Here is a 17862-nt window from a genome sequence, read left to right as displayed (position 1 = left end):
CCGAATGCAGTAGCGGACACCGGCGGGGTCCGTGCCCCGCCCGCCTCAGCTCGGGACGCGGAGGTCCTGGACCGGCGGGACGTCCCAGCGGCCGGCGTCCGGTATCCGGCTGTTGGCGCCCGACGCCGCGAGGGGGGCGCCGACGAGGGCCGCGGCGGCCAGGAGGCCGAGGCCGACGCTCACCGCGCCGGAGACCACGTCCAGGAGGACCGGGGTCAGGGCGGCCAGTGCCACCGCCAGGTACGCGAACATCCGGCCGTGGACCTCCGTCCGGAAGCGGGGACGGGGGCGGAGCGGGCGGGCCGCCAGACCGGGGACGGTGGGGTGGAGGTTCGCCGGGTCGGTGAGGTACCGGTCGGTGTAGTCGATCGCCGCGTAGCCCCAGACCATCGCGCCGGTCTCGGAGACCATGGCCACGGGGTACGCGGGACGGCCCTTCCGGCGGGCGACCGCGAGGACCGGTTCCCAGCGCTCCGGCCACACGACCCAGACATGCTCGCCCCTGCACCCGGCGGCGAAGAGGGAGAACGGGCCGATCGCGCTCGGACCGACGACGCCCTCGCCCAGGGGCTGGGTCCCGTAGTACGCGCCGTGCTCGTCGCGGAGCCTCAGCATCTGGACCACCGACGGGGCCGGGTCGACGAGCTTGCGGTTGTCCTCGTCGATGAGCCGCACCCACTGGCCGGTCTCCAGCACGAACCGGACGGCGTACACCCGGCCCGCCCTCGCGTCCTGGGCGAGGAACCGGTGGCGCTCGGGGAAGGGACGGAACAGCGTCCTCCACAGCGCCGGGAGGGTCAGCAGGAACCAGCCGCCCAGCGGGAGGGCCCAGAGGACCAGCCAGGCGTCGTTCACCTCGCCGGCGGCGGCGAGGAGGTACGCCGCGAAGGGGGTGGCCCCCGCGAGGAGCGTGCTCACGGCCGCGTACCAGTCCACCGGGTCCCGGTGGAGGACGGACGGCAGTCCCCGCCAGGGGTGCGGCGCGGGCGCGGGCACCGGCCGCCCCCGGGTCGCGAGCGCCCAGGCCCCGGCGCACACCGCGCCGGCGGCGAGCGCGGCCAGCACGCCCCCACGGGGGCCGTCGGACCGGACGTCCACCAGGCAGAGGACGAGGGCGACGGCGGCGCAGGCGAGGGCGGCGGCGCGCAGGGCTTCGGCGGCGGTACGGCTCACGGGGCGGACTCCCGGTCGGATCCGGCGGGACGGCGAACGGCGAACGGCGAACGGCGAACGGCGAACGGCGAACGGGGTCGTACGCCGTCCGCCGTTTCTCCGACCCCTGCCGGCCCCGGAAGGTTGTACGGCTTCCCGGGGTCAGGGGCGCGCGTACGGCACCGTCATGATCTCCATGTTGTGCCCGTCCGGGTCGTCGAAGTACGCGCCCCGGCCGCCGAACAGCGTGTTCACCTCGTGCGGTTGGCGGTGGGCCGGGTCCGCGAAGTAGGTGACCCCGGCCGCCTCCAGGCGGCCGATCATCGCGTCGAAGTCCTCGTCACGGACGAGGAAGGCGTAGTGCTGGTCCTGGATGGACCCCTCGGGCGCCTGGTAGAAGTCGAGCGTCACGCCGTTGGCGAGGTCGACGGGGAGGAAGGGGCCGAAGGGGGCGCCCACCCGGAGGCCGAGGATCCCGGCGAGGAAGTGGGCGGAGACGGAGCGGTCGGAGGAGTAGACGACGGTGTGGTTCAGCTGGACGGTGGGAAGTGTCACGGTTCCGACCGTACGTGACCCCTTCCGCCCGTGCCCACCGGATACCGGCCGAAACGATCAGGCCTGGCGGCCGAGTTGGCGCTGGTGTTCCAGGGCGCGGCGCAGCTCCGCCGCGAGCGGGTGGTAGGCACCGTAGAGCCGCTCCGCGTCCAGGAGGAGCCGGTTCAGCTCCGCCTGGCCCTCCGCGTGCCGCCCGGTCGCGAGGAGCAGCAGACCGGTGCGGCGCCGGATGTCGAAGGCCCGGCCGGGGTCCCGCGCGGGGCCCTGCTCGAAGTCGGGGAGGACCGCGCGGAGGGCGGCGAGCGCCTCTGCGGTCTCGCCGAGCTGCTCCAGACAGAGCGCGATGTCGTACCGGAACTGGGCGTTGCCCGGGTCGTCGGCGGCGAGCCGGCGCAGCTCGGGCAGGGCGCGCCGGTACTGCCCGTCGTCCAGCAGCGTGGAGGCGTACTGCTTGCGCAGGATGCGGACGACGGGCGAGCCCTCGCCGTGTTCGGCGGTGGCGGCCGGGAGGATCCCGCCGAGCACGTCGACGGCCTGGGTGAGGGCGCCCTCGCCGAGGAGCCGCTTCACCTCCTCCACGGCGCCCGCCACGTCGGCGCCCCGGGGCGGGTGCGCCGGTACCGGGGGCCGGGGCTGGGCGGGGACGGAGACCCGCGGGTCCGCGACGGCCGGGCGGGCGGCCGGGGGCGGGCCCGGGGGCCGGGCATGCGGGGTCCTGGGCGTGGCCGGCCAGGGCTCGTGCGGGCGCAGGAACGGGCGGGTGGGGTCCATGGGGCCGGACGGGACGCCGCGCGCGGGGAGCATCGGCAGCAGCGCCTCGTACACCTCGTGGGCGCCGGAGGGGCGGGCTGCCGGGTCCTTGGCGAGGAGCCGCAGGACGAGGGCCTCCAGGGCGTCGGGGACCTCGGGGCGGACCTGGCGGAGCGGGAGGGGCGGTTCGTGGAGGTGGCGGTGGAGGACGCCGAGGGCGGTGGAGCCGGCGAACGGCACGTTCCCGGAGAGGAGTTCGTGGAGCAGGACGCCGAGCGCGTAGAGGTCGGTCCGCGGGCCGACGGCGCCGCCCATGGCCTGTTCGGGCGCCATGTAGGCGGGGCTGCCGATGGGTTCGCCGGTGTGGGTGAGGCGGGTGGTGTCGGAGTCGAGGACGGAGGCGACGCCGAGGTCGAGGACGGTGACGGTGCCGTCGGGGCGGATCATCACGTTCCGCGGCTTGAGGTCGCGGTGGACGATCGGCACCGCGTGGACGGCGGCGAGCACCGCGCACAGCTGGGCGGCGACGCAGACCGCCCACTCCCACGGGTAGGGGTCGTGTTCGGCGAGGTGGTCGGCGAGGTCGGCGCCGTCGACGTACTGCATGACGAGGTACAGGTCGTCGCCGTCGCTGCCGGCGTCGTGGACGGTGACGAGGCCGGGGTGGTCGACGTGGGCGGTGACCCGGCACTCGCGGACGAAGCGGCGGCGCAGCTCGTCGGCGGCGGTGCGCGGGCCGGTGAGGGCGGCCGGGCTGAGGAGCTTGACGGCGACCCGGCGGTCGAGGCGGGTGTCGTACGCGGTCCACACCTGGCCCATGCCGCCCTGGCCGATGACGGTGGCCAGCTCGTACCGCCCGCCGACGACCCGGCCGCCGGTCACCTGTCCTCCTCCTTGCGGAGGAGGTCGCTGAGCTCGTCCAGCTCGGCGCGGACCTGGTCGATGCGGGGGGAGTGCGCGGGGTTCGTCGGGGTGGTGGGGGCGACGGGGGGCGGGGTCGGGACCGGGGTCGGCGTCGCGTACGGGTTGGGGAGCGGGCTCGGACCCGGGTTCGGGCTCGGGAGGGTCACCGCGGCCGCGTGGTGCGCCGGCGGGTAGCCGTACGCGGCCGGGTGCGGCGGGTACGGCAGCGGCGCCGGGGCGGCGCGGTGGTGCTTGATGTCCGCCACCAGGTAGTGCGCGGTCACGGCGACGGCCATGGCCACGACCACGCCGGCGCCGGTGTTGATCTGCCAGGAGTTCTCGTCCTCCTCCTGGAGGAGGACGAAGCAGCCGACGGTGACGGCGAGCTGCGTCCAGAAGAGGACCCAGTCCAGGACGGTCCGGCGCATGATGGCGAGCCGGAGCATCGCCACCCAGGCGAGCAGCCCGAGGGAGAGCACGACGGCGGCCGTGACGAGGACGCGGACGGCGACGGTCCCGGCGGACGGGCCGCCCCCGGGTCTCGGCGCGGGAGCGGCGGGCATCTGTCCGTACATGCGATTTCCCCCCAGGGACGGCTGATCTCGCTATGAGATTAGCCCCGACCTCACCCCGGTTGAACGGTTCCGTCCGCGAGGCCGTCGTAGAGGCCCTGGAGCAGTTGTTCGCCCAGCCGGGCGGTGAGCCGGAGGGCCTCCTCGAACTCGGCCAGGGTGCGGTAGCGCTCGCCGTGTCCGCGCTGGTCGGCGAGGGGCAGCCGGGGCAGCTGGAGGCGGCGGACGTCGAGCCGGGTGGCGGTGGAGGCGAAGCTGCTGGCCTGCCGGTTGTTGGCGGTGCCGCGGAGGAAGCCGGCGAGGAACCAGGGGTCGAGGGCGTCCGGGTCGGGGCGGAGCAGCTGGAGGCCGCGGCCGAGGGCGGCGCCGGCGGTGTCGGCGTCGACGACGCGGGCGGACGGGCCGCCGCCGAGGACGGGCACGACGACGTCGCCCTCGCGGACGAGGACGGGTTCCTCGGCCTGGCCGCCGACGGCCCCGGGGAGGGTGCCGGAGGGGGCGGCGCCGGTGAGGACGTCGTGCTCGGTGAGGACGGGGACCTCGCGGCCGGCGGGGGCGGTGCCCTGGCCGCCGGTGCGGAGCTGGAGGGCGCCGGTGCGGGCCAGTTCGCCGACGGTGGTGAGCGGGCGGGGGGCCGGACGGGCGGGCTCGGGGGCCGGGGCGAGGGCGAGGGTGCGGCGCAGGGTGGCGTCCAGGCGCTCGCGGACGGCGGCGAGTTCGGCGGCGGAGCCGCCCGCGTCGGGGGCGGTGAGGTAGCGGGCGGGGGCGAGGTCGACCTCGTCGTCGAGGAGGTCGATGACGGGGACGGCGCGGGCCAGGGTGGCGTCGCCGGCGCGTCCGGCCCAGGCGTCGAGGACCGCGTTCTGCAGGGCGGTCCAGGGGAGCTTGTCGCGGCCCGCGTCGGGCACGAGCCCGGCGGTGTCGACGAAGAGGGTCTCGGCCGGGGGGCGGCGGTCGGCGGCGGGGCGGACCAGGACCCAGAGGTGGAGCGGGATGCCGTAGGGGGGCGCGGCGCCGGCCGGGAGGGCGATGACGGCCCGCAGGGCGCCGCGGCGCAGGAGGTCGGCGCGGATGCGGCGGCCGGAGCGGCGGGAGGCGACGGCGGGGGGCATGAGGAGGACGGCGGTGCCGCCGTCGCGGAGCCGGGCCAGGGCGTGCTGGACCCAGGCCAGCTCGGACTCGGTGCGGGCGGGGAAGCCGTACTCCCAGCGGGGGTCGTAGGCCAGCTCGTCGTGGCCCCAGGCGCGCTCGTTGAACGGCGGGTGGGCGAGGACGGTGTCGGCGCGCAGCGCGGGGAAGGCGTCGGCGCGGAGGGTGTCGCCGGCCGCGGAGCGGATGTCGGCGTCGCCGTGGAGGGCGAGGCGGAGCGCGGAGAGCGCGGCCAGCTCGGGGTCGGCGTCCTGTACGGCGAGGGTGGCCGGGTGGTCGGCGGCGCGGAGGAGGCCGCCGGTGCCGGAGGCCGGGTCGAGGAGGACGGCGGCGGGCGGGTCGCCGGCGCTCGCGGTCGCGGCGGCGGCGAGGGCGGCCATGAGTTCGGCGAGCGGCGGCGGGGTGAGCGTGTACTGGCGGGGGTTGGCGTCCAGGTGGCGGCCGAGCAGGAACTCGAAGGCCTGCCGGGGGCCGCCCAGTTCGGCCGCCAGCTCGACGGCGGCGCGCAGCAGCGGGGCGGCGGGGGCCAGTTCGCCCGCGGTGGGGGTGGGTACGGCCCTGGGGACGCCGAAGCGGAGGGTCAGGACCTCCTCCATGGCGCCGGGCAGGGCCTCGGTGAAGCGGGGGTCGGGGAGGGCGGCGAGCGCGGTGAGGGCGGGGGGCCGCTCGCGCAGGAGGAGCAGGACGGCGCCGGTGTGGACGAGTCCGGCGAGGGTGCCGGCGGGGTGGCCGGCGAGCTGCTGCCAGACGCGCTCGCGGAGCGGGACCTCGGCGAGCTTGCCCTGTTCGCGGAGCCACCGCTCGACGTCGGCGAGGGAGAAGGAGGGGCTGGTCTCGGTGCCGCCCACGGGCTTGGGGAAGTCGGCGTGGCGGCGGCGCCAGTTGCTGACGGCGGCCCTGCCGACGCCCGCGAGCCGGGCGATTCCGGCGGCGGTGACCTCTGTAGCGCTGTCCTCGGGCACCTGGACCCTCCGTCCTCCCGCTCGTACGACCTGTGAACGACGAGCATACCGATCGAAGGGGTTCACGGCGTGAGCGGAGACGAACTTGGTGAACGTGGTTGACTCGGTTCACAGATGCTGATGTGATTACGTCATCGGAACACGGAGTCCACGAGAAACTCTCGACACCCGAAAGGTGTTCACAGCCATGTCGAACTCTCAGACGCAGCGCAGCTGGTTCGCCCGCCACAAGGTCCTCACCGCCGCCGGCGCGGTCGTGGTCGTCGTCGCCATCGGCGCGGCGATGGGCGGGGGCGGGGACGAGGGCACCACCCCCGAGGCGAAGTCCTCGGCCCCGGCGACCTCGGGCGGCAAGAGCTCGGACGCCGGCTCCAAGGCGCCGGAGTCGAAGGCCCCGGAGAAGAAGGCCGTCACGATCGACGGGGACGGCGACTTCGAGGTCGGCTCCGACGTCAAGCCGGGCCTCTACCGCTCGACGGGCAACGAGGACGCGATGTGCTACTGGGAGCGGGCGAAGGACGCCAAGGGCGAACTCGACTCGATCCTCGCGAACGACAACGTGACGGGCACGGCCTACGTCGAGATCAAGAAGAGCGACAAGTTCTTCAAGTCCACCGGCTGCGAGACCTGGGAGGCCGTGGACGCCAAGGCCGCCGGCTCCCCCCAGAGCACGCTCAAGGGCGGCGGCGGCATGTTCAAGGTCGGCGTCGACGTGGCGCCCGGCACCTACAAGTCCACGGGCAACAAGGACGCGGAGTGCTACTGGGAGCGCTCGAAGGACGCCGGCCACGGCATGGACGCGATCCTCGCGAACGACAACGTGACCGGCACGGCGATCGTCAAGATCACCGCCAAGGACGGCTACTTCAAGTCGGTCGGCTGCGGCGACTGGACCAAGACGTCCTGACGCCGCCGCAGCACCCGCCGCGGATCAGCCGGCGGAAACCGGGTGCCGCACCCACACGTTGGGCTCGACGTAGACCGCGTAGCCGCGCGCGGCCTCGCAGTGGACGGGCACGAGCGCGCCCGGGACCTCGACCGGCCCGTCCGTGTCGAAGGGAAGCCCCGTCCACTTCCGCCACTGCCCCAGCGAGCCGGAGACCGTCATCGACGCGGGCGCGACCGCCTCGATCCGGCCGCCCGCGCGGACGTGCACCCGCAGCCACGGGTCGTGCGGCAGCCCGTCGGCCTCCCGGGTACGGAAGGCGTACTCGTGGATGGAGGCCCCGGCCTCCAGGTGCTTGCCGTTGGGCCGGACCGGCGCGACGAGTTCGGCGAAGCCGAGCCGGGCCACGTTCGCCCGCATCGCGGCGAGCATCCGGTGCGAGATGCCGCGCCCGAGGGCGCCGGTGTCGACGGTGATCTCGATGGCGCTCACCGTGTCCGGCGCGTGGCCGTGCCGCAGGTCGGAGAAGGCCCACAGCAGCACCTCGTCCCAGCCCCGGTCGGGCAGCGTCCGCCGCCCCTCCGCGTCCAGCCGGAACGGCACGCTGAAGCCGCGGGCGACGACGGTGCCGTCCCGGTCGGTCGCCACGAGCACGTACTCGGGGAACTCGCGCACGATCCGGCCCATGTGGGACCAGCCGACCGGGTCGTACATCATGAACTCGGGCCAGAGGTCCTTCATGGACCACATCGGCCCTTCGAGCTCGGGGCGCTCGGCGAGCGTGGTGATCGTCAGTTCCTGGTCCATGCCCGCAGGTTAGAAGAGCCGTTCGAGCCGGCCAACCGAATATCGGACACGGGTCAGCCGCCGCACTGCCCCAGCATCGTCTTCCGGTCCGGGGCGGTCACCGCCAGCTCGTACTTCTCCGCCACCTGCGCGAAGCGGACCGCGTAGGCGCAGCGGACGTCCCCGGCCGGCGGCAGCCAGGAGGCCGGACCGGAGTCGCCCTTGGCGGAGTTGGCACGGCCCTGGACCGGGAGGAGGTTCAGCGGGTCGTTGGCGAGCCGCTTCCGCTTCGCGTCCGTCCAGCGGGAGGCGCCCATCTGCCAGGCGTACGAGAGCGGGACGACGTGGTCGATCTGGACCTCGGAGGCCTTCTGCTTGCGCCAGTCGATGGTGGTGCCGGTGTACGGGTCGTCCAGCGTCATCGCCACGACCACGCAGTCCGAACCGTCCCGGAAGCGGAGGTCGCGGCCGTCGCGGCGGAGCAGGTCGTTGCGGGTGTCGCAGCCGTTGCGGGCGAACGGCACGCCGTCGGCCTTGTCCAGCCAGGCGTGTCCGAACGCGTCCCGCGCGTACCCCGTGCGGGGCCCGCGCCCCTTGGTGGCGAGCCCCCCGATGAGCTCCCGGGCCCGCGCCCGCTCCGCCTCCGCCGTCACCGGCGCCAGCCCCGGCTTCGTACCGTCCGGGTTCCCGAGCGGACTCGCCATCCGCCCGGCGGGCACACCCCCACCGGGCGCCTCCCGTCCGCCGTCCCCGGGCGGCGTGCACGCGGAGAGGAGGACGAGCCCGGAGAGCACGGCGGCGGGGTACAGCCTTCGACGTATCAGCACCCGCGCATCCTAGGCGCAAAACCACCGATAGCGATCATTTCATCATCATGGGCCGGGTGGCGGCTCCGGATGCCGCACCAGCCACTCCTGGAACTCCCGGTGCCGGAACTGGTAGGCGGCGCCGGAGGTGCGCAGGAGACCGGCGGCCACGCACCGGTCGAGGAAGCTGCCGAGCCGGAGGGGGAGGCGGGGGCGGTGCGCCGCCAGGACGCAGAGATGGAGGAACCAGGGGCCCGCGAAGGCCAGCAGGGTCAACGTCATCAGCGGGTACAGGGTGAGGAGGGCCGACACCATCTTCTTCCCGTCGGTCCACTCGTACCCGGGAAAGACCAGCGCGGCCAGGGCGAAGGCCAGCCCCACGGCGCTTCCCGTGCGGGCCCACCCGGACGGCCCGAGGACCGCCTGGTCGAACCGGTACATCAGCCCGGAACAGAACAGCAGCCCGAGCAGGAAGGACTCGGCGAGGGCCACGTGCGGCAGCCCCAGCCCGCCCCAGGCCGGGGGCGCGCTCGTCGCCCCCACCATCGCCGCGAAGAGCGTTCCCGTGACCACGACGGGAAGGGGCGCGCGCCGCAGCGCCGTCCGCCAGACGACCCGCCACACGGGGCTGCCGAGAGCGGGCAGGACGAAGAAGTCGAACGAGAGCGCACGCGGAGGGCGTGCGAGCAGCTGCGTCCCGGCCAGAGCCAGCAGAACCAGCGCGAAGAGCATGGTGAACACGGCCTGGCCCACTCCCGACCAGCCGGCGGCGGCCCCCACGGAGAACGCCGTGAAGACGACGCCGAGACAGCCGCCGTAGAGCACCTTCGCCGTCCGCCCGCCCAGCCGCCCCGCGAGCTCCCGCAGGACGAGGTCCGCGTCAGGACCGTGCTCCGTCTCCAGGGCCCGCGCCAGGGTCGCCAGCCGGCGGTGGACCCGCTCCGGCGCGTCCCCGTTCCCGGCGGACGCCAGCGAGGCCCCGACGAACCGTCCGAGCAGCCGGTCCGCCACCTCCGCCTCCGTACCGGCACCCGCCGACTCCCCCGGCTCCCCCTCCCGTTCGTACGCCACCGCCGCCAGCGTCAGCCGCCACGGCGTGGACAGGGCGCGGGCCCGCACCCCGTCCGGACGGTCGCGCAGTTCGCGCAGGAGCGGCTCCCAGGCGGCGGGGCGTCGGACCGCGCCCCGGCGGGCCGACAGGAAGGCGACCGCGCGGTCGGCCGTCACCGGGGCGATCTCCAGGCGGGCCGCGTCCAGGATGTGCCCGCCCGCCGCCTCCAGCGCGTCGTACTCCGCCGAGCGGCAGGTCAGGACGAGGGGCGCCGGCTCCGTGCCGTCCTGATGGCGGGAGAGGGCCTCCAGGGCGCGGGCCGCGCGGGTCTCCAGGCCCGTCGCGCCCGTCGCGTCCATCTCGTCGAGGCCGTCCAGGACCGGCAGGACCATGCGGGCCGACACGACCGCCCGGGCCGACCGCTCCCGCAGGCCGTAGTCGCGCTGGAGGTGGCGCACCAGCCAGCCCTCGAACGACTCCGCCGCGTCCCAGTCCGCCAGCGAGACCAGCACCGGGACCGGTTCGGCCTCGCCCCGCACCCGCGTCAGCTCCATCACGAACTTCCGCGCCAGGACCGTCTTCCCGGCGCCCGGCTCCCCCGTGATCACCAGCCGGCGCGGGCGCAGCTCGCGGTAGTCCTCGACGACCTTCTCCAGACGCCCCGCCGGGGACGCGGGGAGCGCGGGCTCGCGGGCGTTGCCGTACGGACGGAAGGCGAACGTCACGTCGATGGGCGTCAGGTCGCCGCCGAGCGCCTCCGTCCACTGCGGCTCACCGACGGCCTTCACCGCACGGGCGAGCCGCGCGACGACGTCGGGCTCCGCCTCCGGAGGCCGGCGCAGCGCCCACAGCGCGAGGAGCGCCGCGCAGACCCCGGCGACCATCGCGACCGTGTCGATCCGGGTGGACCGCTCCAGCGAGCCCGCCCAGCCGTCGCCGTACAGCGCCCACAGCGCGCATACGGCCACGACCAGCAGGCTCACGCCGGCCAGGACCCTCCCCCGTACCATCCGCCCCCCGTTCCCCCGTGGCTGCTAGTCCAGGATGGTGGTCAGGAACTCCCCCGTCCAGGCGAGGAGTTCGCGTCCGACGAGCGGCTTGCCGCCGATGGGCCGGGTGGCCGGGCGGGGCACCAGGATCTGGTGGACGGCCGGCTTCACGACGGACTTGGGGTGGAGGCGCTTCAGGCGGAGCTCCTGGGACTCGCGGAGCTCCACGGGGGCGAAGCGGATGTTGGGGCCCTGGAGGACGATCTCGCCGACCCCGCAGGCACGGGCCAGCATGCGCAGACCGGCGACGAGGAGGAGGTTCTCGACCGGCTCGGGCAGCTTGCCGTAGCGGTCGGTGAGCTCCTCCCGCACGGCCTTGACGTCCTCCTCCGAGTTCGCGGAGGCGATCGCGCGGTAGGCCTGGAGGCGCAGCCGCTCGCCGGGCGCGTAGTCGTGGGGGACGTGCGCGTCGACCGGCAGCTCGATCTTGACCTCCAGCGGGGCCTCCTCCTCCGCGCCGCCCTCCATCTGCGCCCGGTAGTCCGCGACCGCCTCGCCGACCATGCGGACGTACAGGTCGAAGCCGACGCCCGCGATGTGGCCGGACTGCTCGCCGCCGAGGAGGTTGCCCGCGCCGCGGATCTCCAGGTCCTTCATCGCCACGTACATGCCGGCGCCCATCTCGGTGTGCTGGGCGATGGTCGCCAGCCGCTCGTGGGCGGTCTCCGTGAGGGGCTTCTCCGGCGGGTAGAGGAAGTAGGCGTAGCCGCGCTCGCGGCCCCGGCCGACGCGGCCGCGCAGCTGGTGGAGCTGGGACAGGCCGAAGTTGTCGCCGCGCTCCACGATCAGCGTGTTGGCGTTGGAGATGTCGATGCCGGACTCGACGATCGTCGTCGAGACGAGCACGTCGAACTTCTTCTCCCAGAAGTCCACGACGACCTGCTCCAGGGCCGATTCCGACATCTGGCCGTGCGCCGTCGCGATCCGCGCCTCCGGGACGATCTCACGGAGCCGGGCCGCCGCGCGGTCGATGGAGTCGACGCGGTTGTGGATGTAGAAGACCTGCCCCTCGCGGAGCAGTTCGCGGCGGATCGCCGCGCCGATCTGCTTCTCCTCGTAGGGGCCGACGAAGGTGAGGACCGGGTGCCGCTCCTCCGGCGGGGTGGTGATGGTGGACATCTCGCGGATGCCCGTCACCGCCATCTCCAGCGTCCGGGGGATCGGGGTCGCGGACATGGTCAGGACGTCGACGTTGGCGCGGAGCTTCTTCAGCTGCTCCTTGTGCTCGACGCCGAAGCGCTGCTCCTCGTCGACGATGACCAGCCCGAGGTCCTTGAACCTCGTCTCCGAGGAGAACAGGCGGTGGGTGCCGATGACGACGTCCACCGACCCCTCCCGCAGCCCCTCCAGGGTCGCCTTCGACTCGGTGTCCGTCTGGAAGCGGGAGAGGGCGCGGACCTTCACCGGGAACTGGCCGTACCGCTCGCTGAAGGTGCCGAAGTGCTGCTGCACGAGGAGGGTCGTCGGCACGAGGACGGCGACCTGCTTGCCGTCCTGGACCGCCTTGAAGGCGGCCCGTACCGCGATCTCCGTCTTGCCGTAGCCGACGTCGCCGCAGATCAGCCGGTCCATCGGGACCGTCTTCTCCATGTCCTCCTTCACCTCGGCGATCGTGGAGAGCTGGTCGGGCGTCTCCGCGTACGGGAAGGCGTCCTCCAGCTCGCGCTGCCAGGGCGTGTCGGGGCCGAAGGCGTGGCCGGGGGCCGCCATCCGGGCGCTGTACAGCCGGATCAGGTCGGCGGCGATCTCCTTGACCGCCTTCTTCGCCCGCGCCTTCGTCTTCGTCCAGTCCGCGCCGCCGAGCCGGTGCAGGGTGGGCGCCTCGCCGCCGACGTACTTGGTGACCTGCTCCAGCTGGTCCGTCGGGATGTAGAGGCGGTCGCCGGGCTGGCCGCGCTTGGCGGGGGCGTACTCGACGAGCAGGTACTCGCGGGTCGCGCCCTGCACGGTCCGCTGCACCATCTCCAGGTAGCGGCCGACGCCGTGCTGCTCGTGCACGATGTAGTCGCCGACCTCCAGGGTCAGCGGGTCGATGGTCTTGCGCCGCTTGGCCGGCATCCGCTGGCCGTCCTTGCCGGCCGCCTTCTGCCCCGACAGGTCGGTCTCCGTCAGGACCGCGAGCCCCAGCTCCGGGTCGACGAAGCCGAAGTCGATGGAGCCGCAGGCCACGTGCACGACGGCCGGGTCCACCGTCGCCAGGTCGGCGGCGAGGCGGGCCGCGATCCCCTCGCCGCCCAGCACCTCGACGGTGCGGGAGGCGGGGCCGTGGGCCTCCGTCACGTACACCGTCCGCCAGCCGTCGGCCAGCCAGCCCTTGGTGTCGGCGAGCGCGCGGGCGGTGTCGCCGCGGTACGTCTCGGGGGCGCGCATGCCGAGCGTGAGGGTGTCGCCGTCGGTCTCGGCGTCCGCCGCGAACGGCGACACCGACCACCACATCATGCCGAGCTCCCGCGCCCGGTCCCGGACGTCCGCGATCCCCCACAGGGAGGCCGCGCCGACGTCGATCGGCGCCTCGCCGCCGCCGGCCGTCGCCGCCCACGAGGCCTGGAGGAACTCCTGGCTGGTGGCGACCAGGTCGGCGGACCGGGTCCTGACCCGCTCGGGGTCGCAGACGACGGCCATCGACCCGGCCGGGAGGACGTCGAGGAGCAGCTCCATGTCGTCGACGAGGACCGGCGCGAGGGACTCCATGCCCTCGACCGCGATGCCCTCGGCGATCTTGTTCAGCATCTCGCCGAGCTCCGGGTGCTCCTCGGCGAGGGCCGCGGCCCTCGCCCGCACCTCGTCCGTCAGCAGCAGCTCGCGGCAGGGCGGCGCCCACAGGCCGTGCGCGGCGACTTCGAGCGAACGCTGGTCGGCGACCTTGAAGTACCGGATCTCCTCGACCTCGTCGCCCCAGAACTCGATCCGGAGCGGATGCTCCTCGGTCGGCGGGAAGACGTCCAGGATGCCGCCGCGGACGGCGAACTCGCCGCGCTTCTCGACCAGCTCGACACGGGAGTACGCGGCGGCGGCGAGCCCCTCGACGACCTCCCCGAGATCGGCCGTCCGGCCGCTGCGCAGCGCCACCGGCTCCAGGTCCCCCAACCCCTTCACCTGCGGCTGGAGTACGGAACGGATCGGCGCGACGACGACGGAGACGGGCCCGGCGGCCGGGTCGTCGGGGCTCGGGTGCGCGAGCCGGCGCAGCACGGCGAGGCGGCGGCCGACGGTGTCGGAGCGGGGCGAGAGCCGTTCGTGCGGCAGCGTCTCCCAGGACGGGTACTCGACGACGGTGTCCGGGTCGAGGAGCGACCGCAGCGCCGCCGCCAGGTCCTCGGCCTCCCGGCCGGTCGCCGTCACCGCGAGCACCGGGCGCCCCGAGTCCCTGGCCAGCGCGGCCACGGCGAAGGGCCGGGCGGCGGCGGGGCCGACCAGGTCCACGTGCGGACGGTTCCCGTCCGAGGCGGCCGTCACCGCCTCCGCGAGGGCCGCGTCCTTGACGACGAGGTCGAGCAGACCGTGCAGGCTCATGGAGCTTCCATCCCGGTACGTACGAGGGTGAACGGACAAGCGGCAACGCGAACGACCCGACACGTGAACGGGCCGGGGCCTCCACCCTACGACGCACCTCCCCGTTCCGGTGCGGCATGCGTTCCGCCGGGTCGGCGGCCGCCCGGGGAGGGCGGCGCGCGGCGCCCCCGCGGCGCGCGCGGGGGCGGACGGTTCACTCCGGGGGGTGAGGGGCGCGGCGGCCGGTCGGGCGTCCCCGGACGGCCGTACGGCCCCGGCGCGACGTTCCGCACCGGGGCCGTAGGCGTACCGCCACGCCCGCTACTCGCTCGCGATCGCGTTCAGGACGTTCATCCGGCCCGCCCGGAACGCCGGGATCAGCGCCGCGAAGAGCCCCACGAAGGCCGAGCCCACGAAGACCGTGAGGATCGTCGGCCACGGGATCTCCAGGACCCCGAAGCCCTCCAGGGCGAGGAGCTGCTGCGCGGCCGTGCCCCAGCCCATCCCGAGGCCCAGGCCGAGGAGCGCGCCGAACAGGGCGATCACCACCGACTCCAGGCGGATCATGCGGCGCAGCTGCCGGCGGGAGAGGCCGATGGCCCGCATCAGGCCGATCTCGCGGGTGCGCTCGACCACGGACAGGGCGAGGGTGTTCACGACGCCGAGGATCGCGACGACGATCGCCAGCGCCAGCAGGCCGTAGACGATGTTCAGGAGCTGCCCGACCTGGTTCTGGAGGTCCTCCTTGTAGTCGGCCTGGTTGGAGACCTTGTACTGGGGATACGGGGCCAGCGCCTCCTTCAGGGAGGCGTACGCCGCCTCCTCCTGGCCCTCCTCCGCGCTCGCGAGCAGCAGCGCGCTCGCCGGCATCCGCTCGGCCGGCAGGTGGGCCGCGGCGGTGGTGACGTTCGTGTACATCGCGCCGTTGTCGACGTTGCCGGTGTCGGCCGTGATCGCCGCGACCTTCAGCTTCGCCGTCGAGCCGTGCGCGAAGGCGACGGTGAGGGTGTCGCCGACCTTCACGTCGTGCCCGGTCGCGTAGTCGCTGCCGACGGACATCGCCCCGGGGGCGTACGCGGCCGCCAGGTCTCCGGCGGTCACCTCGCGCCTGAGGTCACCGGCGTACGAGGGCTCGGTCGCCGCCAGCCACTCCTTGGAGACCGTGCCGCGCGGGTCGGTGATCCTCACGTCCACCGGGCGGTACTCGGTGACGTGGTCGAGCCCCGCCACCTTCTCCACGGCGGCCTGCGCCTGCGTCACGATCGGCGTGCCCATCTGGTTCTGCACGATGTAGTCCGCGCCGACGGACCGGTCGAGCTCGTCGGTGGCCGAGGCCACCATGGAGGAGCCGACGACGGAGAGGCAGGCGACGAGCGCGAGGCCGATCATCAGGGCGGCGCCGGTCGCGCCGGTGCGGCGCGGGTTGCGGAGCGCGTTGCGCTCGGCCATCCGGCCGACGGGCCCGAAGACCCGCAGGACGACGACGCCGAGGGCCCGGACGACCCCGCCCGCGAGGACCGGGCCGACGACGACGAAGCCGAGCAGCGACAGCACGATGCCGGCGCCGAGCCACAGCGAACCCGTACCGGCCTTCCCGGCCTCGGCCGCGGCCCACAGCGCGCCGCCGCCGGCGAGCGTGAGGAGCAGGCCGACCGCGCCGCGGACCCGTCCGGCGCGTCCGTCGGCGGGGGTGCCGGCGTCGCGGAGGGCGGCCATCGGGGAGATCTTGCCGGCCCGGCGGGCCGGGACGTAGGCGGCGAGGACGGTGACGAGGACGCCGAGGGAGAGGCCGACGACGGGCGTGGTCCAGGCGACGGTGAGGTCGCGGGTGGACAGCTCCATGCCCATGGACGACATGAGCTTCATCAGGACGACGGCGAGTCCGACACCGGCGGCGACGCCGGCGACCGAGCCGATCAGCCCGAGGAGGACGGCCTCGACGAGGACGGAACGGTTGATCTGCCTGCGGTCGGCGCCGATGGCCCGCATCAGGCCGATCTCGCGGGTGCGCTGGGCGACCAGCATGGAGAAGGTGTTGACGATGAGGAAGATGCCGACGAGGAAGGCGATCCCGGCGAAGCCGAGCATCGCGTACTTCATGACGTCCAGGAAGCCGGCCAGGTCCTCGCTGCCCTCGTCCGCGACCTCGGCGGCCGTCTGCACCGTGAAGCCGTCACCGAGCGCGGCGGCGACGTCCGCCTTCAGCGCCGTGTCCGCGACGCCCTCCTCGCCGTCGACCATGACCTGGGTGAACAGGCCCTCCTTGCCGAGCAGCTGGCGCTGCGCGGTGGCGGTGTCGAAGTAGACGAGGGTGGCGCCCGGGTTGGTGACCTTGAACTCCACGATGCCGGCGACCCGGGCGGTGAAGTCGCCGTCGGCGGTGATCGTACGGAGCGGGGTGCCGAGCTTCAGGCCGTGCTTGTCCGCGGTGCCGCGGTCGACGACGACGTCGGTGGGGCCGCGCGGCTCGTGGCCCTCGACGAGCTCCACCGTACGGAGCTCGTACGGGCTCCAGTTGGCGGCGATCGTCGGGGCGCCGCTGGTCGGGCCGACGTTCTTGTTCGCCTGGTCGACGACGGTGACGCCCATGGAGGTGACGGAGCCCTGCGCGTCGGCGACGCCCTTCGCCCCGCTCACCTCGGTGACGACGGAGGCCGGGAAGGACTCGGGGCGGCCGGTGTCCGGGCTCTCGTCCGTCGGGTCGGCCCGCTCCGGGGAGACGGTGACGTCGGAGGCGGTGACGGCGAAGAGCTTGTCGAAGGTCGTGTTCATGGTGTCGGTGAAGACCAGGGTCCCGGACACGAACGCGACGGAGAGGAGCACGGCGACGGCGGAGAGCGCCATCCGCCCCTTGTGCGCGAGGAGGTTTCTCAGCGAGGTGCGGAAGACGGTCATGACGTCCGCCCGCGCGCGTCGAAGTCCTTCATCCGGTCGAGGACGGCCTCGGCCGTCGGCCGCTCCATCTCGTCGACGATCCGCCCGTCCGCCAGGTACAGCACCCGGTCCGCGTAGGAGGCGGCGACCGGGTCGTGGGTGACCATGACGATCGTCTGCCCCAGCTCGTCCACGGAGCGCCGCAGGAAGCCGAGGACCTCGGCGCCGGCCCGCGAGTCGAGGTTCCCGGTCGGCTCGTCGCCGAAGATGATCTCCGGGCGGGCGGCGAGCGCCCGCGCGACGGCGACGCGCTGCTGCTGGCCGCCGGACAGCTCGGTCGGCCGGTGCTTCAGCCGCCCGGCGAGCCCGACGGTCTCGACGACCCGCTCCAGCCACTCCTTGTCGGGCTTGCGCCCCGCGATGTCCATCGGCAGCGTGATGTTCTCCAGCGCGCTCAGCGTCGGCAGCAGGTTGAACGCCTGGAAGATGAAGCCGATCCGGTCGCGGCGCAGCCGGGTGAGCTTCTTGTCCTTGAGCCCGGTGATCTCGGTCTCGTCGAGGAAGATCTGCCCGCCGGTGACGGTGTCGAGGCCGGCGAGGCAGTGCATCAGGGTCGACTTGCCGGACCCCGAGGGGCCCATGATCGCGGTGAACCGTCCGCGGACGATGTCCACGTCGACGTGGTCCAGGGCGACGACCCGGGTCTCCCCCGAGCCGTACGCCTTGACGACCTGCCGCGCCCGCGCGGCGACGGCCGTCCGCCCTCCAGTACCCCCGTGCCTGGGAATGGTCACAGCCGAAGTCACGGTCTTCTCCTCAACGGAAGCGAGTGGTGTGTAAGAACAAGCTAAGAACCGCACCCGTGCCTTCTCGTC

General features: G+C 74.1%; 12 protein-coding genes. 1 reads left to right on the top strand and 11 read right to left on the bottom strand.

Annotated features, from left to right (window positions below; all coding sequences use genetic code 11):
• Window positions 1-45 precede the first annotated feature (45 nt).
• The 5 genes from ACFQ8C_RS00545 to ACFQ8C_RS00525 all read right to left on the bottom strand — a co-directional run bounded on the left by ACFQ8C_RS00545 (window position 46) and on the right by ACFQ8C_RS00525 (window position 6043).
• Window positions 46-1173: a hypothetical protein gene (locus tag ACFQ8C_RS00545; RefSeq protein ID WP_383450538.1), complete on the bottom strand. Its 1128-nt coding sequence runs from the start codon at window positions 1171-1173 to the stop codon at window positions 46-48.
• A 141-nt stretch (window positions 1174-1314) separates the two neighbouring features.
• Window positions 1315-1707, bottom strand: a complete 393-nt coding sequence (locus tag ACFQ8C_RS00540; RefSeq protein WP_383450536.1) for a VOC family protein — start codon at window positions 1705-1707, stop codon at window positions 1315-1317.
• Window positions 1708-1764: 57 nt separating this feature from the next.
• Complete coding sequence (locus ACFQ8C_RS00535) at window positions 1765-3339, bottom strand: protein kinase (RefSeq protein WP_383450533.1); 1575 nt, start codon at window positions 3337-3339, stop codon at window positions 1765-1767.
• Window positions 3336-3935: a hypothetical protein gene (locus tag ACFQ8C_RS00530; protein ID WP_383450531.1), complete on the bottom strand. Its 600-nt coding sequence runs from the start codon at window positions 3933-3935 to the stop codon at window positions 3336-3338. Before ACFQ8C_RS00530 ends, ACFQ8C_RS00535 begins: the two co-directional genes overlap by 4 nt.
• Window positions 3936-3985: 50 nt before the next feature.
• Window positions 3986-6043: an N-6 DNA methylase gene (locus ACFQ8C_RS00525; RefSeq protein ID WP_383450528.1), complete on the bottom strand. Its 2058-nt coding sequence runs from the start codon at window positions 6041-6043 to the stop codon at window positions 3986-3988.
• Window positions 6044-6230: 187 nt separating this feature from the next.
• On the opposite strand from ACFQ8C_RS00525, the gene ACFQ8C_RS00520 reads away from it, so the two are divergent.
• Window positions 6231-6950, top strand: coding sequence for a hypothetical protein (locus ACFQ8C_RS00520; RefSeq protein ID WP_383450525.1), 720 nt, complete (start codon window positions 6231-6233; stop codon window positions 6948-6950).
• 24 nt (window positions 6951-6974) lie between these two features.
• Here ACFQ8C_RS00520 and ACFQ8C_RS00515 read toward each other — a convergent pair whose 3' ends face one another.
• From ACFQ8C_RS00515 to ACFQ8C_RS00490, 6 genes are all read right to left on the bottom strand, one after another.
• Complete coding sequence (locus ACFQ8C_RS00515; RefSeq protein WP_383450523.1) at window positions 6975-7736, bottom strand: N-acetyltransferase; 762 nt, start codon at window positions 7734-7736, stop codon at window positions 6975-6977.
• A gap of 53 nt (window positions 7737-7789) precedes the next feature.
• On the bottom strand, window positions 7790-8509 hold the full coding sequence (locus ACFQ8C_RS00510) for an HNH endonuclease family protein (RefSeq protein ID WP_383450633.1): 720 nt from the start codon (window positions 8507-8509) through the stop codon (window positions 7790-7792).
• A 78-nt stretch (window positions 8510-8587) separates the two neighbouring features.
• A complete protein-coding gene (locus ACFQ8C_RS00505; RefSeq protein ID WP_383450520.1) occupies window positions 8588-10555 on the bottom strand; it encodes an NACHT domain-containing protein in 1968 nt (655 codons plus the stop codon).
• A 51-nt stretch (window positions 10556-10606) separates the two neighbouring features.
• Window positions 10607-14134, bottom strand: a complete 3528-nt coding sequence (mfd, locus tag ACFQ8C_RS00500) for a transcription-repair coupling factor (protein ID WP_383450517.1) — start codon at window positions 14132-14134, stop codon at window positions 10607-10609.
• 300 nt (window positions 14135-14434) lie between these two features.
• Window positions 14435-17008, bottom strand: a complete 2574-nt coding sequence (locus tag ACFQ8C_RS00495; protein WP_383450514.1) for an ABC transporter permease — start codon at window positions 17006-17008, stop codon at window positions 14435-14437.
• On the bottom strand, window positions 17005-17793 hold the full coding sequence (locus tag ACFQ8C_RS00490; protein WP_383450512.1) for an ABC transporter ATP-binding protein: 789 nt from the start codon (window positions 17791-17793) through the stop codon (window positions 17005-17007). The genes ACFQ8C_RS00495 and ACFQ8C_RS00490 overlap by 4 nt, the downstream gene beginning before the upstream one ends.
• Window positions 17794-17862 lie beyond the last annotated feature (69 nt).

Origin of the sequence: Streptomyces sp. NPDC056503 (assembly GCF_042794995.1) — a bacterium.
In the GTDB taxonomy this organism is placed as follows: Bacteria; Actinomycetota; Actinomycetes; order Streptomycetales; family Streptomycetaceae; genus Streptomyces.
Note: the sequence above shows the minus strand (reverse complement) of the source record. Positions and strands in the feature narration are given on the sequence as shown.

Excerpts from the sequence above, each read along its gene's own strand:
- ACFQ8C_RS00515 (WP_383450523.1), bottom strand. The coding sequence starts at position 7,736 with ATGGACCAGGAACTGACGATCACCACGCTCGCCGAGCGCCCCGAGCTC.
- ACFQ8C_RS00495 (WP_383450514.1), bottom strand. The coding sequence starts at position 17,008 with ATGACCGTCTTCCGCACCTCGCTGAGAAACCTCCTCGCGCACAAGGGG.
- ACFQ8C_RS00520 (WP_383450525.1), top strand. The coding sequence starts at position 6,231 with ATGTCGAACTCTCAGACGCAGCGCAGCTGGTTCGCCCGCCACAAGGTC.
- mfd (WP_383450517.1), bottom strand. The coding sequence starts at position 14,134 with ATGAGCCTGCACGGTCTGCTCGACCTCGTCGTCAAGGACGCGGCCCTC.
- ACFQ8C_RS00530 (WP_383450531.1), bottom strand. The coding sequence starts at position 3,935 with ATGTACGGACAGATGCCCGCCGCTCCCGCGCCGAGACCCGGGGGCGGC.